This is a genomic window from Halomicrobium sp. HArcht1-1 (assembly GCF_058933285.1).
Genome location: NZ_JBZYDL010000001.1, coordinates 161,990 through 180,636, shown reverse-complemented (window position 1 = coordinate 180,636; position 18,647 = coordinate 161,990). Strand labels below are relative to the sequence as shown.

Here is an 18,647-nt window from a genome sequence, read left to right as displayed (position 1 = left end):
AAAGCGACGACGGCGTGGCACTTAATGATCGGCCAGCCACGCCCGGATCGCCTCGCAGTCTGCCCCCTCCCGGACGATCTCGTCGGCGGCCACGTCGACCACCGTCGACTCCGTGCCGGGCGTCCGACCGCCGTCGAGGACCACTGCCGCATCCGCCCTGACGGACTCCCCGATCTCCTCGACGGTCCGGGCGCTCGGTTCCCCGCTGACGTTGGCGCTGGTCGACGTGATCGGCGCGACTCGCTCCAGCAGCGCCAGCGCCAGCTCGTGGTCGGGCACGCGAATGCCCACGCGGTCACGCCCGGCGGTCAGCACGTCGGGCACCGACGACCGCCGTTGGGCCAGTACCGTCACCGGGCCGGGGAGGAAGGCCCGCATGAACGCCCGCTCGCGCTCGCTGGGTTCGGTGTAGTCGGTCGCTGCGTCGACGCTTGGCACCGCGAGCGAGACGGGTTTCGAACGGTCTCGCCCCTTCACGTCGAACACGCGCTGGACGGCGTCGGGGTCGAGCGCGTCGCCGGCCAGTCCGTACACTGTCTCGGTGGGGTAGATCACCAGGTCGCCCTCGCCGATCGCGTCGGCCGCGCGGTCGAGATCACTCATTACCCGAGCGTGGGCCGGGCCGCGAAAAAGCGTGCTGGAACCGCTATCGGATGACCGCCTCGACGGCGTCGTAGTCCGGGAAGTCGGGCCACTCCGTGGCGACCCAGGCGTACTCGATCGTCCGGTCGCTATCGAGGACGAACACGGCCGGCCGGGGCTCGGCCACGCCGCTCATCCCGTCGAGATCGTTGACGATGCCGTACGCCTCGGCGACGCCGTTGGCAGGGTCGGAGTAGAGCCGATACGCCTCGCCCAGCGCTCGCTCGTCGAGCAGGCGTTTGTGGGCGTACGGCGTCGAGATCGACAGGCCGACGACGGTGGCGTCGGTGTGCCACTCGCGGTCGCGGATCTCGTTCCAGGCGTACGTCGCCGGGAAGGCCCCGTCCATGGAGTGAAAGACCAGCACCGTCGGGTCGTCGTCCTCGGCGACCAACTCTGACAGCGCCACGTCGGCCCAGTACTCGTCGGTGACCAGCGGGCGGGTGAAATCCGGCGCTCGCTCGCCGACCTCGGGGTGGTCTGCGGGACCGAGATCGACCACGTCGAAATCGAGCTCCATCAGTCGTCCCCTCCCTCGCCGTAGGTTCGGTCGAGGTAGTCGACGATGTTCGCACTCTCTGCCATCGTCACGCCCGTCTGCTCGTCGACGATCGCCGGAACGGTTCGCTTCCCACACAGGCGCTTGACGGCGTCGCGCTCCGAGTGGAGCGGTTCGACGAACCGGGATTCGTAGTCGAGGCCGTACTCCTGGAGCCGACGGACGACCCGCTCACAGAACGGGCAGGCCTGGAGCCGGTAGAGTGTGATGGCGGTGTCGCTCATACACCTCCCCGTAGGAGCGAGCGACCGGTAATTCTGTCGGGTGTGTCCGTTCCGTGTCGCGTTAGACGGGTGCCCCATGGCAACGTTTAATTCACACCCTCTGCAAACTCAGACGTTGATGGCTCTTGACCCCCCTGTCGGAGTCGATTCACTGGTAGCCTTGCCACTACAGGTCGACATCTACGGTCCCGTCCAGCTGCCCGAGAACGTGTTTCTCGGGATCGGTGCGGGGATCATTCTCCTCTTGATCGGGCTCTCGGCGTTCTTCTCCTCGTCGGAGATCGCCATGTTCTCGCTACCGAGCCACCGCGTCGAGGCCCTCGTCGAGGACGCCGTCCCCGGCTCGAAGACGCTCAAAGGCCTCAAAGAGGATCCACACCGGCTGCTGGTGACGATTCTGGTGGGGAACAACCTCGTCAACATCGCGATGTCTTCGATCGCGACGGGGCTGTTGACCTACGTCCTCGGGAGCGGCCAGCAGGGACTCGCGGTCGCGCTCTCGACGTTCGGGATCACCGCGATCGTCCTGCTGTTCGGCGAGAGCGCGCCCAAGAGCTACGCCGTCGAGAACACGGAGTCGTGGGCGCTGCGGATCGCCAAGCCACTGAAGTTCTCCGAGCGTGTCCTCTTGCCCCTGATCGTCCTGTTCGACTACCTCACCCGGATCGTCAACAAGGTCACTGGCGGCCGCTCGGCCATCGAGACGTCCTACGTCACCCGCGAGGAGATCCAGGACATCATCGAGACCGGCGAGCGCGAGGGTGTCCTCGACGAGGAGGAACGCGAGATGCTCCAGCGGACGCTACGGTTCAACAACACGATCGCCAAGGAAGTGATGACGCCGCGACTGGACATGGAAGCCATCTCGAAGGACGCCACCGTCGAGGAGGCGATCCAGCAGTGTGTCCAGAGCGGCCACGCCCGCGTGCCGGTGTACGAGGGGAGTCTCGACAACGTCATCGGCATCGCACACCTACGAGATCTGGTTCGGGACCGCGACTACAGCGACGCCGAGACCGAGCTCGCGGACCTCATCGAACCGACGCTGCACGTCCCCGAGTCCAAGAACGTCGACGACCTCCTGACGGAGATGCGCCGCGAACGACTCCACATGGTCATCGTCATCGACGAGTTCGGGACCACCGAGGGACTGGTGACGATGGAAGACCTCACCGAAGAGATCGTCGGCGAGATCCTCGAAGGCGAGGAGGAGGAACCCATCGAGTTCGTCGGCGACGGCGAAGTCGTCGTCAAAGGCGAGGTCAACATCGAGGAGGTCAACGAGGCGATGGACCTCGAACTGCCCGAGGGCGAGGAGTTCGAGACGATCGCCGGCTTCATCTTCAACCGCGCGGGCCGCCTCGTCGAAGAGGGCGAGCGCATCGAGTTCGACAGCGTCGCGATCGTCGTCGAGCGAGTCGAGAACACCCGCATCATGAAGGCGCGGCTGTTACGGATCGATCCCGAGGACGGCGAGGACGGCGAGGCCGAGAGTGACGGCGACACGTCCACACAAACGGCGACCGAGTGATACGCGACGGTGTCGACATTCACCAGATCGGTCACACGACACCGACACACTCTGTCGACAGAAAAGTTTCCACATCTTCGGTCCCGCGGCTCGTATTTGGACCTGTTCTAGTAGAAATAAGGAATATGTTGCTGTATGGCCGAAGTATCATGTACTGGGTTTACGAACGTTCGGTTACGATGGTTCACTCCCCAGATCGGCACGACGATACTGTCCCGATCGGCACGCGAACGCGAGCGGTAGACGACGGTGTGAGCGACACTGACCGTGCTTCGGACGACTCGGCTGGCGCGACGGAGCGCGATGCGACGCCGATCGTTCCCCACACCCGGGTGCCAAGATAGTCGGCGGATCAGCGCCGAGTCTGCCGTTTCGTCGTCGACTACAGGATGGACACGGCCGTGAAGACGCCGTAGCCGAGCCCGAGCGCCAGCGCCAGCGAGGCGACCCACGCCAGCACCGTCTTGCCCATCTTCTCGCCGCTGACCGATCCGCCGCCAGCGGCCGCGCCGCTTCCGATGATCGAGAAGACGATGATCTCGTTGAACGACACTGGGAGCCCGACGTAGACGGCCGTCTGTGCGATCATAAACGAGGGGATCAGCGCCGCGATCGAGCGGCGTGGTCCCAGCGACGAGTAGTCCTGCGAGAGCGCCTTGATCATCCGTGGTGCGCCGGTCCAGGAGCCAGCGAGCAGGCCGATCCCGCCGCCGAGCAACACGGCCGTGATCGGCACCGTGAACGTATCGAGCAGCGGGAGTAGTGGCCCGATCGCCAGCCCGACCTGACTGCCGCCGGCCGAGAAGGCGACGAGCCCGCCCATCACCAGCAGGAACCGCCGCTGTGCTCGCTCGCCGTGTTCGTGGATGTCGTACCACACCGCCGCCGCGATCAGGAGCCCGAGCACGAGCGAGACCAGCGCCCGGCCGCCGGTTCCGCCCTCGAAGGTGCGCGCGAGGGCGACCGAGAGGGCACCCGGGCCGCCGTCGGGTCCGAGCCCCGTGAACTCGACGTTCGCCAGTAACACGCCGACCAGGCCCGCGAGCCCGGCGATCGAGAACCGCTCCGCGATCCGGTCTGCGCGCAGCAGTTTCGCCGTCAGGAAGCCGACGAAGCTCCCGGCGAACGGCGTCAATACCCACAGCAAGGCGATCTGCTGGTACTTTGGCCAGGCTGGCTGGCCGCCCATCGCCAGCCCGACGCCGACGACCGCGCCGGTGACGGTAAAGGCCGTCGCGATCGGGTAGCCGGCGAAGACGCCGATTGCGACCAGCACCGCCGCAGTCAGCAGCGCGATCGTCGCCGCGATCGCCGAGAGGCCCCCACCGTCGGGGAAGAGTATGAGGCCGCTCCCGACCGTCTCTGTGACGTTGGCCCCCTGTAACACCGCTCCGAGCAGACCCAGAATACCGACGAAAAAGCCTGCCCGCATCACCGAAATGGCGTTGGCCCCGACCGCCGGTGCGAACGGCGTCGAGCCGGACGATCCCGCACCGATCGCCCAGGCCATGAACAGACTCGCTGCGGCGGCGATCACGAGCGTTCCGAGCGTGCTCCCAGCAACCATCTGTCACCGGTTTTCGCCGGCCAGCGTATTAGGCTGTCGACTGGTGGGAAACAGCCTCATACTACCGGCTGTAACTTCGCGAAAATCTTCGCCACCCCGGGGGTGGCGAAATCGGTCACAGATGTACAGCCGGCAGTATCAGTTGCTCCCGCTCTCGACTGGGTAGAAGGCGTCGGAGTGGCCGTAGTCGCTGGTGTCTCGGTGCAGTGCCCACATGCTGACGTTCCCGATCCCCTGCTGTTTCGCGAAGTCGGCGACGTTCTGGGAGTCGCTGACCGACCACTCGGACTCGTTCACGTTGGGGAGGAACCCGAGCTTCGCACGCCGCTGTGCCTCGCTCTTGTCTGGATAGACGTTGCTCATCCAGTCGACCGTGCCTTCGACGGCCGATTTGACCCGTTCGGGAGTCGTGTCCACGTCCGTCCAGTCCATCGTCATGATGTTGATGTACTCCAGTTCGACGCCCTTGTCCAGCGCGTCGGTGATCATGTCTTTCCCGGGACAGTGATCGGCGTTGACGATCCCGGACGGTCTGGCGGCGACCGTGTACGTGACTTTCACGTCCGGCCGCTCGGACTGGATCTGTGCCAGCGCCTCGTTTCGCATCTCGTAGTAGGTGCCGTCACGGCCCGGCTCGTCGTAGTTCTCGTCGTCGATGTCGATGTGCGTCACGCCGAGCGTGTCGAGGACCGTCTCGTAGGCGCTTTTGACCTCCGAGACGCTGCTCGCGTCGCGGGCGACGATCCGGCCGTCCCAGCCGCCCATCGCGACCCACACGTCGTAGCCCTCGTCCTGGAGCGTGCTGATCTTGTCGGCGTGGTCCGAGAGCGGCCGGTCGCCGTCCGCGGTGAGCCACGCGGGGGTGACCGTCCCGTCGTCGGTGCCGTCGCCGACGAACGAGAGGACGACGCGGTCGGTGCTCGCGTTCCGTGTGTCTCCGAGAATGTCGCCCCACGTTCCGAGGTACGGCGTGAAGATCGCGTCGCTGCTGCCCGACGAGGAGCTGACGGAGATTCCCGTCGTCGCACTGTCGGTGGCCCCGTCGTCGTCGGTGACGGTGAGTGTGACGGTGTAGTCCCCGGTCGCGTCGTAGCTGTGACTCGTCGTCGCTCCGGTCGCCGTCGTCCCGTCGCCCAGCTCCCACTCGTAGCTGGCGATCGACCCGTCGGCGTCGGACGATCCCGACCCGTCGAGGTCGACGGTCGTTCCGGGTTCGACGGTCGTCGAGGACGCGCTGACCGACGCCGTCGGCCCCTCGTTGCCCGTTCCACCGTCGCCGTCACAGGACCCTTCGAGCGTCCAGACGGCCTCGCTTTCGGCGGGGGCGGTGCCCCGCGTCCACCACTCGGCGGTCCAGAGGGACCCCTCGTAGGTCACCTGATCGCCGCCGTTGTAGGTCGCGTCTGGGTCCCACTCGGCGACGTTGCTACAGTCCGTCGCGGCCACGGTTGTGCCAGCGCCAGCCGCGAGGACGAACGTACTCGATACCGCACGAATGAACTCTCTGCGTGAATTGTCCATAGTTGTCACTCTCGGAGGCAGTCGTTGGCCCCAACCCCACGCGTCCCATGCCAGTGGTGTGTCGGACGACCTCGGGCGCTCGACAGCCCGACGGTCGCCGCCGCGAACCGGGAAGGGCCGAACCTCCGTCGAAGACGTTGTGAGAATCCCACATAAGTCCTTCATAATTTTACACAGTTATTCGGGAAGTACGGAACTGTTACCGCAGAGTCCGGCTTCGAATTAACGAATTTTATCTACTGATACAAAACGACTTACAGGAGACACTCAGGGCACCCGGATTTTCATTATAGGGAAACAACTCCGTGAGTAATTCTGGCGTGTGCGATTCGGTACCGTGATTCTTCCAGAAATAGTGGCCGTAATCTGGATCCGCAGTCGCTCTCTCTCCGAAAATTCTCCGCCGCTTGGTCCCGTTTCTCACGGCGTCAGTTCGTCCGTCTGTCCGTCTGTCTTCCCGACGCCAAACCGAAATTTCGCTCGGCTTCCCTCGCTCAGTTCGGTTTGGCGTCTCCCGGATACGAACCCGAAATCAAACGCTGACAGAGCAGCGTTTAGTTCGTCTTCGCATCCGTCTCCTCGTCGCCCGTCTCTTCCTCGCTCACCTCTACGCCCTCCGCCGTGGCGGCGGCCTCGATTTCTTTCTCGGTGTTGACGTGCCACCGGTCGACGTCGCTGTCGAAGTCCGCCAGGCGGTTCGAGACCCGTTCCTTGAGGTCGTCGTCGTTGACGTTGATCTCGAAGATGTACTCTGGGCGGTCGTCGCCGTTGACCCGCTGGAGGTTCGCACTCACGAGCGCGTTGTCGAAGTAGTACGGTGCGATCTGGGTCATCACGTTCTTGTAGACGGTGTCTTCGACCGTCCGCAGGGCCTTGCGGCTGGCCGAGTCGGCGGCGCGGGCGACGTAGTCTAAGCTCTCGCCCCACGACTCGACGGCCTCGTCGGGCTCGTCGAGGTTCTCGTAGGAGTCCGCGAGCTTCTCGCCGGCCGTCCGGAGGTCGTCGTCCGGATCTTTCCCGGCCTGTTCGCCCTTGCCCTCGTCGACGCGAGCCTGTTCGGCGGTCTTCTCGTTGACGTCCTCGTCGAGCCGCTCGTGGCTCTTCGGTCGCCACTCGTCGAACTCTTCGAGGGCGTCGCCGTCGACTGGCCGGTCGACGCGCTCGTCGGTCGCCAGCTCTCGCAGCGCCTGGACGATCCGCTCGCCGTGTTCGACGACGTCGACCCAGCCACCGCGGCGCTTGAAGCCTGAGACGCTCTCTTCTATGTTTTCCATGGTCGGTTAGAACAGCTGGTGGACGTGGTGCCCATCCGTTGGTGCTGGCGAGTTTTGTCGCTACACCACCATAAGCTTTCGTCGGACGCGTGGTACCGATCGGCACGGACAGCCGCGCGCGCGACGATCGCAGAACTCTCTCGTTCCAGTGTAGGACCTGCTTACCGGCCGTTTCGGATCTCATAACGAAATGCCGTCGGCGGTACGACTGGTCTATGGGCGATCACACCAGACGACGATTCATTCGCGCGACTGGACTCGTGGGCGTCACCGCACTCGCCGGCTGTGCCGGCGACGACGGCGGCGGCGGTGCGGAAGACTCGCCGACCGAGACGGGGATGGACGAGGGTGGCGACGAGACGGAGGGTGACATGGACGAGACGGCCACCGACACCGAATCGTCTGACGGCGGCGACGGCCAGGTCGACACCCGCCTCTCGTGGCACGCCGGTGGGACCGGCGGCACCTACTTCCCGCTCTCGAACGAGTTCAAGACAGTCGTCGAGGACAACACCGACTTCACGCTGAACGTCCAGTCGACGGGGGCCAGCGTCGAGAACGTCGGCAGCCTCGCCAACGGGAACGCCGACTTCGCACTGATCCAGAACGACATCGCGTACTTCGCGAAGAACGGCACCGGTATCGACGCGTTCCAGGACAACGCCATCGAGAATCTGCGCGGCGTCGCGACGCTGTATCCGGAGACGATCACCATCGTGACCCTCGCCGACACCGGCATCTCGCAGCTGTCTGACCTCTCGGGGGCGACGATCAACACGGGCGATCTGGGCAGCGGCACGCAGGTCAACGCCAACCAGATCCTCGAAGCCGTCGGCATCACCGACTTCGAGGAGCAAAACGCCTCGTTCTCGCAGGCGGCCGACCAGCTCCGGAACGGCGACATCGACGCCGCCTTCGTCGTCGGGGGCTGGCCGGTCGGCGCGATCGAGGATCTGGCGACGACCAACGACATCGCGATCGTCCCCATCGACGGCGACAACCGTACGGCGGTCAAGGACGCGGCGTCGTGGTTCGCCGACGACACCATTCCGGGCGGAACGTACTCGGGCGTCTCCGAAGACGTAGAGACCGTCGCCGTCCAGGCGATGATCGCGACCAACGCCGACGTGCCCGAAGCGACGGTCGAGACGGTGACCGCGGCGATCTTCGACAACGTCGACGCGCTGACGATCAAGACGGAGTTCATCGGCGTCGACTCGGCACAGGACGGGATGTCGATCGAGCTCCACCCCGGCGCGGCGGCCTACTTCGACGCCTGATCCGATGGGGTGGCTCCGTCCCGGACTGGTCGCTGCGGTCCTCGTGACGGCGGCCGTCGGCGTCTCGCTGCCGGCCCAGCAGACGCTGGTCGTCTCGTCGGTCGACTCTGGTGACGTACTCCTCCAGACGCCGGTCGAGGAGGACACGCGCGTCGCGCTGGCGTACACCCACAGCGTCGAGCGCACGCGCGTCGTCGACACGTACCGGGTCCGCGACGGCCACTTAGAGATGACCCGGATGGCCTTCGACTCGTACGGCTGGGGGCTGCCGGCCGACGCCAACGTCACGCGGGTGAACGGCTCGTTCGTCTACGACCCGCCGGGGACGTTCGAGACGATCACGGTCAAGCCGGGGCGCATCGCCGGCCACCGCCTCCACGTCGGTGACCGGCGCTACGACCTGGTGAACCGTTCGAACGCACGCGCCGTTCGCATCACCGTCGAACGCCGGTCGGTGGTTTGGGCGGCAGTCGAGCACGTCACAGCATGACTCCTCGCATCACCGATACCGACGTCGCGGCCGACGACCTCCTCCAGGAGATCGAACGCAAGCGATCGCTGCGGCGGGTGGCGAGCGTCGTCGTCTCGATCGTCGGCGTCCTCTTTTCGGCCTACCAGATGTGGTTCGCCGCCCGCGGGTTCGTCTTCGCCGTCGAGGTGCCCGTCCTCGGCGAGGTCGAACTCGCCTCCCTGCAGCTGTTGCAGATCAACGCCGTCCACGTCGGGTTCGCGCTCGTCCTGACGTTCCTGTTGTACCCCGGCACCACGGGCGACGGGCGAGTATCGCGGGCCTGTCGCCAGCTCCGAGCGCGGACGGCCTCCCGGCTCGGTCCCGACAGCCCGCTGGTCTCGGCGATGGACGCGGTCGGCGACGGACTGGCCTGGCTGCTCGTCGATCCCGACCTCGACCGCGTGACGCCGTCGGATCTCCTCCTGATCGCCGTCACGGTGCTGTCGAGTGCGTACTTCGTCACCGACTTCCAGGAGATCCAGCGCATGCGCGCGCTGGGGCTGCCCGCCGGCCGCCCGATCCAGGAGGTGTTCTCGTTCCTCGATCCGGTGGCCGGCCTGCTCGGCCCGCTGACGGACGTGTCCTACGCGTTCGTCCTGGGGGTCGTCGGCGTGCTGCTCGTCCTGGAGGCGACCCGGCGAGCGATCAGCCTCTATCTCGTCGTCATCGTGGGCGCGTTCATCGTCTACGCCCGCTTTGGCGTGTTGATCCCACAGGACGCGGCCTACGTCGGCGTCCTCTCGATCCCGGAGCTGACGTGGCCCTCGATCGTCCAGAACCTCTGGTACAACACGGAGAACGGCGTCTTCGGTATCCCGGTGACGGTGTCGGTGCAGTTCATCTACATCTTCATCCTCTTTGGCGCGTTCCTGGAGATGTCCGGTGCAGGCCAGTGGTTCATCGATCTCGCGTACGCGGCGACGGGCACGCGCAAGGGCGGGCCCGCGAAGGCGTCGATCCTCGCAAGTGGTTTCATGGGGACGATCTCCGGCTCGTCGATCGCCAACACGGTCACGACCGGCGCGTTCACCATCCCGCTGATGAAACGGTCTGGCTACTCCCCGGAGTTCGCCGGTGGCGTGGAGTCTTCGGCCTCCTCTGGCGGCCAGATCCTCCCGCCGGTGATGGGTGCCGCGGCCTTCCTGATCGTCCAGTACACCGCGACGCCCTTCGCAGACGTGATCGTCGCCGCCGCGATCCCGGCCGTCGTCTTCTTCTTCGGCGTCTGGGTGATGGTCCACTTCGAGGCCTCGCGGCTGGGTATCGGCGGGCTCGATCCCGACTCCGTCGTCGACATCCGCGCTCACCTGCGGACCGGGTGGTTCTACCTCGTTCCCATCTTCCTCCTGCTGTACTACCTCATCGGCGCTCGGCTCTCGGTCGCGCGCTCGGCGTGGTTCACGCTCGTGGCCATCGTCGCCCTGATCACGCTCGTCGCGGCCTACAGCGACGAGACGCGCGGTCGTCTCGTCGCCATCCTCCTCGTGCTCGGTACGGGGCAGTTCCTCGCACAGTGGCTGACCGGCGCGTCGCTCGTCGCCGCACTGAGTGGCGGCGGTCCGGGCGGACAGTCGATCGGCGGGGCCGTCTCGGCGACGCTTGGCACCGTCGGCTGGCTGTCGATCGCGGCGGGCGCGCTGACACTGCTCTCGAAGCCGCGCCTGACCGCGTCGTGGCTCGCGCTCGACCCAGCGGTCGACGAGGCTGCCGACGAGATCTCGACGGCCGTCGGTCGCCCGGCGGCGGGTGACAACGGGCTCGTCCGCCTCGGCACCTTCGTGCTCAAGTCGATGGACAGCGGTGCCAGAACGGCGGTCCCGGTCGTCGTCGCGGTCGCGGCCGCCGGCATCATCCCCGGCGTGATCAGCGTCTCCGGGCTGGGGCCGAACCTGGTCGCGCTCATCCGTTCGCTGGCCGGCGGCTCGCTGGTCCTCCTGCTGGTCATCACCGCCATCGCGTCGATCATCCTCGGGATGGGGATGCCGACGACGGTCACCTACATCATCCTCGTGTCGATGCTGGGGCCCGCGCTCGTGACCTTCGGCATCCCCGAACTCGCCGCGCACCTGTTCATCCTCTATTTCGGCGTCATCGCCGACATCACGCCGCCGGTGGCCGTCGCCGCCTACGCGGCCTCGGGCATCGCGAAGTCGGACCCCTTCCAGACGGGCATCGAGGCGTTCTCGCTGTCGCTCAACAAGGCGATCGTTCCCTTCGCGTTCGTGCTGGTCCCCGGCATCGTCCTGCTGCGCGAGAAAGACGACGCGGCGGAGCTGCCGCTGGGCGAGAAGTTTCGCGTCGCCACGCTGGCCGACCTGGCAGAGCTTGGCTGGTCGCTCCCGGAGGTGTTCGTCCCCGTCGTCGGCGTCTTCCTCGGCGTCGTCGCGCTGGCCGGCACCGTCATCGGCTTCGTCTACGCGCCCCTCGACCGCTGGGAACGGGCCGGACTGGCGGTCAGCTCTCTCCTGCTGATGGCCCCCGGACTCCCGGTGTCGGCCGGCTACGACGTGACGGCGCTGCTGGGGCTCGGCGGCGGTTCGGTCTCGCTGACCGCCGACCTGTTGCTCCGGGCCGTCGGACTCGCGATGCTGGTCGCGCTGCTGGCGAAGAACCGGCGGGCGGCCCCCCGCGGCGATTCCGGAGCGGCCGCCGACGCCGCGTAGCCGGGGTAATACTATCGGCTGTACATCTGTGACCAATTTCGCCACCCCGGGTGGCGAAGCTCGTCACGAAGGGACAGCCGGCAGTATAAGTCCAGCGTAGAACCGTCTCTCGGCCCGCCACCCGTCCTTACCGTCGGATAAGTGTGAACTGTTCCGGATTCGAATCGCATAACGAAATGGGTCCCACGCCCAGCACCGGGTGCATGGACGACAGCACTCGACGACACTTCGTCAGGGCGACAGCACTCACGAGCATCGGCCTGCTGGCCGGCTGTAGCGACGGCGGCGGTGGCGGTGCCGTCGGGACCGACGAGGACGACGGCGCGGACGACGACGGCGCGGACGACGGCGAAGCCGAGACGGAGACGCCCGAGGGCGGACAGGAGGAGACGGAGGCCGACATGTCGTTCTCGCCGCGGGCCGGCGACGCGTAGCGGTCGCCGCTCCGGAGCGATCGATCAACAGTTAAGCGCCGTCCGCCCGTGCCTCCGCGCATGGCTATCGAGGACCGTGGCGAGGCGAAAGTGATCACCCACGCACTGGCACGAGACGAACTGTCGCGGCTCCGTGACGTCGAGACCGAACAGGTCGAGTTCCGGAAGGGACTGGTCCGTCTCGGTCGGATCTGTGGCTACGAGATCATCGACGGTCGCATGGAGACCGAGTACGTCTCCATCCAGACCCCTCTGACGGATACGATGGGCGAGCGCGTCAAGGGGCTCGACGACGTGGTGATCGTCAACGTTCTGCGGGCGGCCACGCCGTTCGTCGAGGGACTGCTCAAGGCGTTCCCGCGGGCCCGGCAGGGCGTCATCTCGGCCAGCCGAGACGAGAGCGCCGGGATGGCAGACGACGGCTCGTTCCCCATCTCGATCGACTACGTGAAGCTGCCGGAGATCCGCGCGACCGACACCGTCATCGTCGCCGACCCGATGCTCGCGACGGGCTCGACGATGGCCGCGGTTCTCGAGGAGATCCGCTCGCAGGGCCCCGATCCCGAGCAACTCCTCGTGCTCTCTGCGGTGGCCGCGCCCCCGGGGCTGGTCCGCCTGAACGAGGCCGATCCCGGCGCGGAACTGCTGACGGTCGCGATCGACGACGAACTCGACGACGACGGCTACATCGTCCCCGGCCTGGGCGACGCCGGTGACAGGGCCTTCCGAACTGATTAAGGTCCCGGACGGTCGACGGGTGGACACCGCAGGTCCGTTCGACGATCCACGAACCCCTTCTCTTCGGGTGGAAATTCGCAAGACAGTGGCCCAATTCGAGTTCCAGTGGAACTTCGAGCGAACGATCGCACCCGTTCTCGGCCCCGGAAATCTAGTCGTCTGACGAACCGATTCGTGCCCGACCGCTGGTCGCGCTGGCGATGCGCTCACGGAGGGTGTCGACCTCCGCGACCGGCACCCGCAGGTCGAACGTCACCGTCGCCTCGTAGCGCGCGTCGAACTCGACGCCGGTGCTCTCGACGATGCCACGCACCGTGCCCGAGTCGTCGTAGTCGACCGTGATCGTCAGCCGCTCGTGGGGTCGCTCGGTCGCGATGCCGGCGTCGTCGATCGCGTCTTTGACCGCCCGCGAGTACGCTCTGGCGAGGCCGCCCACGCCGAGGTTGGTCCCGCCGTAGTAGCGGGTGACGACGACGGCGACGTTCTCGATCTCGCGTTGCTGGAGGACGTTGAGCGCGGGCTTGCCGGCGCTGCCGGATGGCTCGCCGTCGTCGCTCGAATACTCGCGCAGGGGGTCGGCCCGCACCCGGTAGGCCGGGACGTTGTGGGTCGCGTCGGCGTACTCTCGGCTCACGGCGTCGACGAACGCCTCCGCCTCGTCGACGGTGCGGGCCGGGCGCACCCGGCCGACGAACTCCGAGCCCTGCACCTCGAAGGCCGCCTCTCCCCGGCCCGCGACGGTGTCGTACGCCTCGTCGGTCACAGCGGCCGTTGTGGCGGTGTGGGCATACGGTTTGTCCTTCCGGGCAGGCTCACTCTCGCCGGCCCCACACTCGCTTCTCGGGAATCCGCACGCACATGCCGTCGACGATCTCGATCTGGCAGGACAGCCGCGGGTAGCCGAAGCGATCGGCCAGCCGATCGTGCCAGTGCTCCGCGTCGGGCGGCGTTTCGAGTCGAACGCCACAGGTCGCACAGAGTCCCCGGCCGCCGCAGTTGGCGACGGCGAGGCGGCTGTGGGGCGACAGCCCGTGTTCTATCAGCACGTCCCGCAACACGCGCCCGGCCTCGCAGTCGATCTCTCGGACTGCGCCGTCGGGCGTCTCGACGGTGATCGTGGCCATCTACTGCAACTCGATCCGGTGGACGAAGGGCAGCGCGTTGATGTCGGTGATCAGGTCTCCGGGGAAGGCCTCGTCGGTGATGACGTACAGGCGGGGGTCGTCGGTGAACTCTGGATCTTCGGAGATCACCTGCCGGATCGTGATGTCGTGGTCCGCGATGGCGTCGGTGACGGCCGCGACGATGCCGCTCTCCTCGGCGTTGCTGACAGCGACGGTCAGCACGGTCAAATCGAGCACCGGTGCCAGATCCATCAGGCTCGGGATCGCCGAGATGTTCTGGAAGATGCGCGTGAGCTGTTCGTCTTCGAGGATCGCGCTCGTCGTGGCGTTGACGACCCGGCGGTCCACGTCGACCTCGCGGGCGACCTCCGTGTTCGGAATCTCGATGCCGCCGGAGACGACCCGGCCGTCGTCGTTGACGGAGAAGCCCCGTTCGAGCAGCAGGCGGATCACCTGCTGTTGGCCGGGGGAGTCGGAGAACTTCTCCATGATCTCGTCGAACATGGAGAAGCCATTGCAAGCAGGCTGCTTCGGTCTTGGGATCCGGTGACGAGTTATAGTAGCCATTGAAAATCAATGCACACCCGACCGCACGACGGAAGTGCGATCGGTGTGTGAATCGGTTCGGTCGTTGGTATAGATAGAATTATATATTAAAAACAAAATCTAATATAAACTGTTATAATCTGAAGTATGATAAACTGATGTACATGACTGGTGGACTAAACAGGCGAACACTGCTCGAGACGATAGCTGCGACGAGTGCACTCGGAGCCACTGGGACCGCTGCCGGCGATCGGTCAGGAGGACACAAAACTGGCGGACACGACGGTGGGCACCCTGGGACGGGTAGTGTGGACAACGAACAGCAATTGCCAATTGTCGCCAGTGGCACGAGTACACATACTTTTGAACCCGATGGGGAACAGATAATCCACCGACACCGGTTCGAGAGCGACGCCCTGGCAGAGCGGTACGGAGATCCCGTCATTGAGTTCGAACCAGAGCGACTTCCCAGAGAGCGTGTCCCTGACTCTCTCCAAGACGGCGGTAAAACCAGTGTCACAGCCACACGGGTGATCGGGACCTTCGAGGAACACCGGACCGCAGAGAAAGAAATCTGGGACGCGTCGTCAGATACTGTCTCTGCACAGCACCACCTCGACGACGAGATCCCGTTGTACCACTACGAATCGGCTGACACATCCGGCGAGCGTAAGGCTCCGATCAACGTCGCTTGGGATGTTTCCACGGCCTCCGACGCGGAAGATCACTACGACGACGAGTGCAACTGGGTCTCCGCACCGCAGCCAGATGTGAAACGATACATTGTCACTGATGACGGCGTCAAGAGCAACGACACCCGGATCCAGAAGACGCTCGGAGGCGGTGACATAATCTGGCTCGGTCCGATTCCGATCCCGACAGACATCTACGAACAGATCGACATCCGGGTCTACAACTACGGCGAGGAACCGTATCCAGTCCTCGGGCAGGCACACATCGATCCCTGGGATCACAATCAGGACTGCAAGTTCATTGGTGTTGGTTGTCAGGACTGGCAATTCAACGCCGCGCGAACTGCCACGAAGGACTGTTGGACAGACGGCCAGGAACACAGCAGTTGGATCCACTCATTGGACTACAGTGAGCAGGATTTCGATACTCACGACGGGAAGATCGCACTCCTCTCGTGAACGGCACTTATACAACGACCAACTCATGAACCTTCCGAGTCGCCCTGTCACTACGGCACTCGTCGGGACGACCTACGCAGCACTACTGCTCGCGAACACGTATCTGTTCCAGCCGATCGGGCCACCTGGAACCGACCTCGTTTCGACGACGATGGGTGTGGCGTATCACGCTGTCGGACTCTTTCTCCTCGCAGGCGTCGCGATCGCATTCGCACTCTGGTGTGGGCTCGTTTCGCCCGGTGCGTTCGTTCTCTTGTTCACGATCCTGGCTCTCAGTGACCACGTGATCAGCGGTCCCGAGTTCTCTGTGCTCTATCTCGGCTGGTGGTTCACGTTCCTCGTTCCGATCGTCGTCGCCGCAGTCCTCGAATACGGGGCTCGTACGCTGTTACAGGTGTATCCACCCAAACCGCTGGTGTAGTTCGTTCTGGTTCCGCTCTCTCGTCACGCCACGAGGGGGCCGCGTGAACAAAATTCGGTCCCAGCGTGTCCATCCTGGTCGGCATAGAGGCTACTGATCGTCGAGATACGGCTTCTCGATTCCGGCGTCGCCGCCGATCAGGCGGTTCATGTATCCCGTCAACACGTCGAAGACGACCACGAGCGGGGAGATGATCCGACCGATCACGGCGAGTGGCCCGGCGATGGTGAGCGCCCACTCGCGGGCGTTTGCGAGCCCGTAGGACTTGGGAACGATCTCACCGAACACCAGCACGACGAAACTGGCCGCGATGGTCGAGGCGGTGACGGCCCCGCCGGCCGGCAGGACGCCAGACAGCAGCGCAGTCGTGATACTGGCGATCGCCATGTTGACGACGTTGTTCCCGACGAGGATCGTCACCAGTAGTCGGTGGGGGTCGTCTTCCAGCGCATGCAGCGTCGCTGCCCGTCGGTCGTCGCTTTCCGCGTCCCAGTCCTCGGGGAGCGTGAAGATCGCGCTCTCGCTGCTGGAGAAGAAGGCGCTCAGGGCGACGAGCCCGACGATCGCGAGCAGACCGATTGCGGTGAACGTGGCTGGAGCCATATCACACCCTGCACGGGCGGCCGGAAAGGATCTCTCATACTACCGGACACGCCGTCACCCCTCCAGGGCCGTCCCGGCAGCGCCGGCCGTGGTCGTCTTCTCGGAGATGTGACGCAGCGACAGCACGACGGCGGCCCCGGCGAAGATGACGGCTCCGGCGGCACCGAACGCCGCCGTGTACCCGAACTCGGTCGCTACAGTTCGCCTTTCGTGCTCGCCACGTCCGACCGGCGCTCGTCGATCCGGGTGGCGTCGTCCAGCGCCCGCGCCAGTCCCTTGAACAGCGCCTCGATCTCGTGGTGGGCGTTCTCACCGCTCACGTCGACGTGCAGCGTCAGCCCGGCGTTGGTCGCGAGCGACCGACAGAAGTGCTTGGCCATGTGGCTGGTCAGCCCGCCGACCTGTCCCTGTGAGAACTCGCCGTCGAACGCGAAGTAGGGCCGGCCGGACACGTCGACGACGACGCTGGCGACGGCCTCGTCCAGCGGGACCCGGCGGTCGGCGAAGCGCCGGATGCCGCGTTTCTCGCCCAGCGCTTCCGCGAGGGCCTCGCCCAGCGTGATCGCCACGTCCTCGACGGTGTGATGGTCGTCGATCTCCAGATCGCCGTCACAGTGGACGGTCAGGTCGAACAGGCCGTGGGTCGAAAACGAATCCAGCATGTGATCGAAGAAGCCGACGCCGGTGTCGATCGTCGACTCGCCGTCGCCGTCGACGTCCAGCGTCACCTCGATGTCGGTCTCGGCCGTTTCCCGCGTGACGGCCGCGGTGCGGTCGGTCATACGCCAGTAGTGTCGGGCCGGCTATTTGGCGGTTGCGCCCCGCCGATAGCGGACCACACGCACGGAACGGGCGTCAGACGACTGTCTGCCGGGTGCTTATGCCGATATTCGACGAGTGATACGTATGGACGACGCGAAAGGACAGGTCGCCGCGTCGGCGGTCATGCTGGCGGGCGCGCTCCTCTTTTACACGATGGCGACGGACATCGTCGGCGCACTGCTTGTCGCTGGCGGGGCCTACGCGCTGATCCTCCCGAAGTTCGTCCAGTCCGAGGGGCCGGCGGCGCGGTCCTCGCGGTAGGACTGGCTGTGTGTCGGCGAGTGTCATATCTGCGACACGATACTTGTCTTGGCACTGCCTAGTTCTGGACCTCCTGAGCCGGTGTTCGTCCGTCGAGCGCTTGGTTGGGTCGTTCGTGGTTGTAGTGGTGTCTAATACTGCCGGCTGTCACTTCGTGAAGATCTTCGCCACCCCGGGGTGGCGAAATTGGTCACAGATTTACAGCCGGTAGTATAAAGCGTCGTACCCACTGTCTGGCGCTCGATTGACTGCCCCGCCAGTACGTGTGAAAGCGGTCGATTCGCATGGTGACGGTCTGGAACCATTTTTCGATGTGGTTCCGCGTTCGATAGCCGAGGCGACCGCTCAATTCGTGACGGGCGAGGGCAGTCAAATAGCCACCAGCATCGACGAGAAACTCTGTGTCGGCGAGATCGTGTTTCTCGGTGAGCCGATGCAGAAACGCCGTCCTCAGAGCTCGGAGATTTCTGATGGGCTGCACGAGACTCGGTCTCGTGAACGTCGGCGGGTCGCTCTGTGCTTCAGACAGCGTCGGCACCCAATTCCAGACCGCACCATGAGAACAATCGACACCCAGTAACTCTAAGAGCTCCACCGTCTCCCTGATCGACAGCCCCGCCGTGTGGAGACGCACTCCAAACCGCCGGACGGGTATCGCAGTGCGCTCGTTCTCCGGAACGTCTTGATCGTCCGTTTCTAACGTTTCTCTGAGCAGGTCTGCGAGTTCTATAGGCAGTTCTCGCTACGGCCTGCTCGTTCCTCAATTCCTCAACTA

General features: G+C 65.2%; 20 protein-coding genes and 1 pseudogene. 9 read left to right on the top strand and 12 right to left on the bottom strand.

Features of this window, described 5'->3' with window-relative positions:
• Window positions 1–21 precede the first annotated feature (21 nt).
• Genes AC5FRZ_RS00975 through AC5FRZ_RS00965 form a run of 3 tightly spaced genes read right to left on the bottom strand, consistent with a single transcriptional unit; the run spans window position 22 to window position 1,425 of the window.
• Entirely contained in the window at window positions 22–603 is a 582-nt protein-coding gene (locus AC5FRZ_RS00975; protein ID WP_493563632.1) for an L-threonylcarbamoyladenylate synthase, read from the bottom strand.
• A gap of 43 nt (window positions 604–646) precedes the next feature.
• Complete coding sequence (locus AC5FRZ_RS00970; protein WP_493563631.1) at window positions 647–1,162, bottom strand: redoxin domain-containing protein; 516 nt, start codon at window positions 1,160–1,162, stop codon at window positions 647–649.
• The gene (locus AC5FRZ_RS00965) at window positions 1,162–1,425 is read right to left on the bottom strand and encodes a glutathione S-transferase N-terminal domain-containing protein (protein ID WP_015761863.1); all 264 of its coding nucleotides are present in this window, start codon (window positions 1,423–1,425) and stop codon (window positions 1,162–1,164) included. The genes AC5FRZ_RS00970 and AC5FRZ_RS00965 overlap by 1 nt, the downstream gene beginning before the upstream one ends.
• 118 nt (window positions 1,426–1,543) lie before the next feature.
• On the opposite strand from AC5FRZ_RS00965, the gene AC5FRZ_RS00960 reads away from it, so the two are divergent.
• On the top strand, window positions 1,544–2,956 hold the full coding sequence (locus AC5FRZ_RS00960) for a hemolysin family protein (RefSeq protein WP_170092997.1): 1,413 nt from the start codon (window positions 1,544–1,546) through the stop codon (window positions 2,954–2,956).
• Window positions 2,957–3,338: 382 nt separating this feature from the next.
• On the opposite strand, the gene AC5FRZ_RS00955 is transcribed toward AC5FRZ_RS00960, so the two are convergent.
• From AC5FRZ_RS00955 to AC5FRZ_RS00945, 3 genes are all read right to left on the bottom strand, one after another.
• A complete protein-coding gene (locus tag AC5FRZ_RS00955; RefSeq protein ID WP_170092996.1) occupies window positions 3,339–4,523 on the bottom strand; it encodes an inorganic phosphate transporter in 1,185 nt (394 codons plus the stop codon).
• 138 nt (window positions 4,524–4,661) lie between these two features.
• Window positions 4,662–6,044 (bottom strand): PKD domain-containing protein, encoded by a 1,383-nt coding sequence (locus AC5FRZ_RS00950; RefSeq protein ID WP_493563630.1) that lies wholly within the window; start codon window positions 6,042–6,044, stop codon window positions 4,662–4,664.
• A 554-nt stretch (window positions 6,045–6,598) separates the two neighbouring features.
• Window positions 6,599–7,318 (bottom strand): DUF5828 family protein, encoded by a 720-nt coding sequence (locus tag AC5FRZ_RS00945; protein ID WP_153552053.1) that lies wholly within the window; start codon window positions 7,316–7,318, stop codon window positions 6,599–6,601.
• A gap of 215 nt (window positions 7,319–7,533) precedes the next feature.
• On the opposite strand from AC5FRZ_RS00945, the gene AC5FRZ_RS00940 reads away from it, so the two are divergent.
• From AC5FRZ_RS00940 to upp, 5 genes are all read left to right on the top strand, one after another.
• Complete coding sequence (locus tag AC5FRZ_RS00940) at window positions 7,534–8,598, top strand: TAXI family TRAP transporter solute-binding subunit (protein WP_493563629.1); 1,065 nt, start codon at window positions 7,534–7,536, stop codon at window positions 8,596–8,598.
• 4 nt (window positions 8,599–8,602) lie between these two features.
• Complete coding sequence (locus tag AC5FRZ_RS00935; protein WP_493563628.1) at window positions 8,603–9,088, top strand: DUF1850 domain-containing protein; 486 nt, start codon at window positions 8,603–8,605, stop codon at window positions 9,086–9,088.
• Window positions 9,085–11,772, top strand: a complete 2,688-nt coding sequence (locus tag AC5FRZ_RS00930) for a TRAP transporter permease (RefSeq protein ID WP_493563627.1) — start codon at window positions 9,085–9,087, stop codon at window positions 11,770–11,772. The genes AC5FRZ_RS00935 and AC5FRZ_RS00930 overlap by 4 nt, the downstream gene beginning before the upstream one ends.
• 203 nt (window positions 11,773–11,975) lie before the next feature.
• A complete protein-coding gene (locus tag AC5FRZ_RS00925) occupies window positions 11,976–12,206 on the top strand; it encodes a copper-binding protein (protein ID WP_170092991.1) in 231 nt (76 codons plus the stop codon).
• A 60-nt stretch (window positions 12,207–12,266) separates the two neighbouring features.
• Window positions 12,267–12,944: a uracil phosphoribosyltransferase gene (gene upp, locus AC5FRZ_RS00920; protein ID WP_493563626.1), complete on the top strand. Its 678-nt coding sequence runs from the start codon at window positions 12,267–12,269 to the stop codon at window positions 12,942–12,944.
• A 151-nt stretch (window positions 12,945–13,095) separates the two neighbouring features.
• On the opposite strand, the gene AC5FRZ_RS00915 is transcribed toward upp, so the two are convergent.
• Genes AC5FRZ_RS00915 through trpY form a run of 3 tightly spaced genes read right to left on the bottom strand, consistent with a single transcriptional unit; the run spans window position 13,096 to window position 14,572 of the window.
• On the bottom strand, window positions 13,096–13,707 hold the full coding sequence (locus AC5FRZ_RS00915; RefSeq protein ID WP_493563625.1) for an IMPACT family protein: 612 nt from the start codon (window positions 13,705–13,707) through the stop codon (window positions 13,096–13,098).
• Window positions 13,708–13,756: 49 nt separating this feature from the next.
• A complete protein-coding gene (locus tag AC5FRZ_RS00910; protein WP_153552046.1) occupies window positions 13,757–14,068 on the bottom strand; it encodes a 2Fe-2S iron-sulfur cluster-binding protein in 312 nt (103 codons plus the stop codon).
• Complete coding sequence (gene trpY / locus AC5FRZ_RS00905) at window positions 14,069–14,572, bottom strand: TrpY family transcription regulator (RefSeq protein ID WP_170092987.1); 504 nt, start codon at window positions 14,570–14,572, stop codon at window positions 14,069–14,071.
• Between the two features lie 350 nt (window positions 14,573–14,922).
• Between trpY and AC5FRZ_RS00900 the strand changes: the two genes are divergently transcribed.
• Together AC5FRZ_RS00900 and AC5FRZ_RS00895 are read left to right on the top strand one after the other, a co-directional pair.
• The gene (locus AC5FRZ_RS00900; RefSeq protein ID WP_170092986.1) at window positions 14,923–15,765 is read left to right on the top strand and encodes a hypothetical protein; all 843 of its coding nucleotides are present in this window, start codon (window positions 14,923–14,925) and stop codon (window positions 15,763–15,765) included.
• 157 nt (window positions 15,766–15,922) lie between these two features.
• Window positions 15,923–16,186, top strand: coding sequence for a hypothetical protein (locus tag AC5FRZ_RS00895; protein ID WP_493563624.1), 264 nt, complete (start codon window positions 15,923–15,925; stop codon window positions 16,184–16,186).
• 90 nt (window positions 16,187–16,276) lie between these two features.
• On the opposite strand, the gene AC5FRZ_RS00890 is transcribed toward AC5FRZ_RS00895, so the two are convergent.
• Both AC5FRZ_RS00890 and hisB read right to left on the bottom strand, forming a co-directional pair.
• Complete coding sequence (locus tag AC5FRZ_RS00890) at window positions 16,277–16,789, bottom strand: CNNM domain-containing protein (RefSeq protein WP_372479982.1); 513 nt, start codon at window positions 16,787–16,789, stop codon at window positions 16,277–16,279.
• A gap of 194 nt (window positions 16,790–16,983) precedes the next feature.
• Window positions 16,984–17,571 (bottom strand): imidazoleglycerol-phosphate dehydratase HisB, encoded by a 588-nt coding sequence (gene hisB, locus AC5FRZ_RS00885; RefSeq protein ID WP_170092983.1) that lies wholly within the window; start codon window positions 17,569–17,571, stop codon window positions 16,984–16,986.
• A 124-nt stretch (window positions 17,572–17,695) separates the two neighbouring features.
• On the opposite strand from hisB, the gene AC5FRZ_RS00880 reads away from it, so the two are divergent.
• Entirely contained in the window at window positions 17,696–17,872 is a 177-nt protein-coding gene (locus tag AC5FRZ_RS00880; protein ID WP_372479983.1) for a hypothetical protein, read from the top strand.
• A gap of 58 nt (window positions 17,873–17,930) precedes the next feature.
• Here the strand turns inward: AC5FRZ_RS00880 and AC5FRZ_RS00875 are convergent.
• A pseudogene (locus tag AC5FRZ_RS00875) lies at window positions 17,931–18,602 on the bottom strand (transposase domain-containing protein).
• Between the last annotated feature and the right edge of the window lie 45 nt (window positions 18,603–18,647).

Bases quoted from the DNA above. Each gene is read 5' to 3' on its own strand.
- AC5FRZ_RS00975 (WP_493563632.1), bottom strand. From the start codon at position 603: ATGAGTGATCTCGACCGCGCGGCCGACGCGATCGGCGAGGGCGACCTG.
- AC5FRZ_RS00970 (WP_493563631.1), bottom strand. From the start codon at position 1,162: ATGGAGCTCGATTTCGACGTGGTCGATCTCGGTCCCGCAGACCACCCC.
- AC5FRZ_RS00965 (WP_015761863.1), bottom strand. From the start codon at position 1,425: ATGAGCGACACCGCCATCACACTCTACCGGCTCCAGGCCTGCCCGTTC.
- AC5FRZ_RS00960 (WP_170092997.1), top strand. From the start codon at position 1,544: ATGGCTCTTGACCCCCCTGTCGGAGTCGATTCACTGGTAGCCTTGCCA.
- AC5FRZ_RS00955 (WP_170092996.1), bottom strand. From the start codon at position 4,523: ATGGTTGCTGGGAGCACGCTCGGAACGCTCGTGATCGCCGCCGCAGCG.
- AC5FRZ_RS00950 (WP_493563630.1), bottom strand. From the start codon at position 6,044: ATGGACAATTCACGCAGAGAGTTCATTCGTGCGGTATCGAGTACGTTC.
- AC5FRZ_RS00945 (WP_153552053.1), bottom strand. From the start codon at position 7,318: ATGGAAAACATAGAAGAGAGCGTCTCAGGCTTCAAGCGCCGCGGTGGC.
- AC5FRZ_RS00940 (WP_493563629.1), top strand. From the start codon at position 7,534: ATGGGCGATCACACCAGACGACGATTCATTCGCGCGACTGGACTCGTG.
- AC5FRZ_RS00935 (WP_493563628.1), top strand. From the start codon at position 8,603: ATGGGGTGGCTCCGTCCCGGACTGGTCGCTGCGGTCCTCGTGACGGCG.
- AC5FRZ_RS00930 (WP_493563627.1), top strand. From the start codon at position 9,085: ATGACTCCTCGCATCACCGATACCGACGTCGCGGCCGACGACCTCCTC.
- AC5FRZ_RS00925 (WP_170092991.1), top strand. From the start codon at position 11,976: ATGGACGACAGCACTCGACGACACTTCGTCAGGGCGACAGCACTCACG.
- upp (WP_493563626.1), top strand. From the start codon at position 12,267: ATGGCTATCGAGGACCGTGGCGAGGCGAAAGTGATCACCCACGCACTG.
- AC5FRZ_RS00910 (WP_153552046.1), bottom strand. From the start codon at position 14,068: ATGGCCACGATCACCGTCGAGACGCCCGACGGCGCAGTCCGAGAGATC.
- trpY (WP_170092987.1), bottom strand. From the start codon at position 14,572: ATGTTCGACGAGATCATGGAGAAGTTCTCCGACTCCCCCGGCCAACAG.
- AC5FRZ_RS00890 (WP_372479982.1), bottom strand. From the start codon at position 16,789: ATGGCTCCAGCCACGTTCACCGCAATCGGTCTGCTCGCGATCGTCGGG.
- hisB (WP_170092983.1), bottom strand. From the start codon at position 17,571: ATGACCGACCGCACCGCGGCCGTCACGCGGGAAACGGCCGAGACCGAC.
- AC5FRZ_RS00880 (WP_372479983.1), top strand. From the start codon at position 17,696: ATGGACGACGCGAAAGGACAGGTCGCCGCGTCGGCGGTCATGCTGGCG.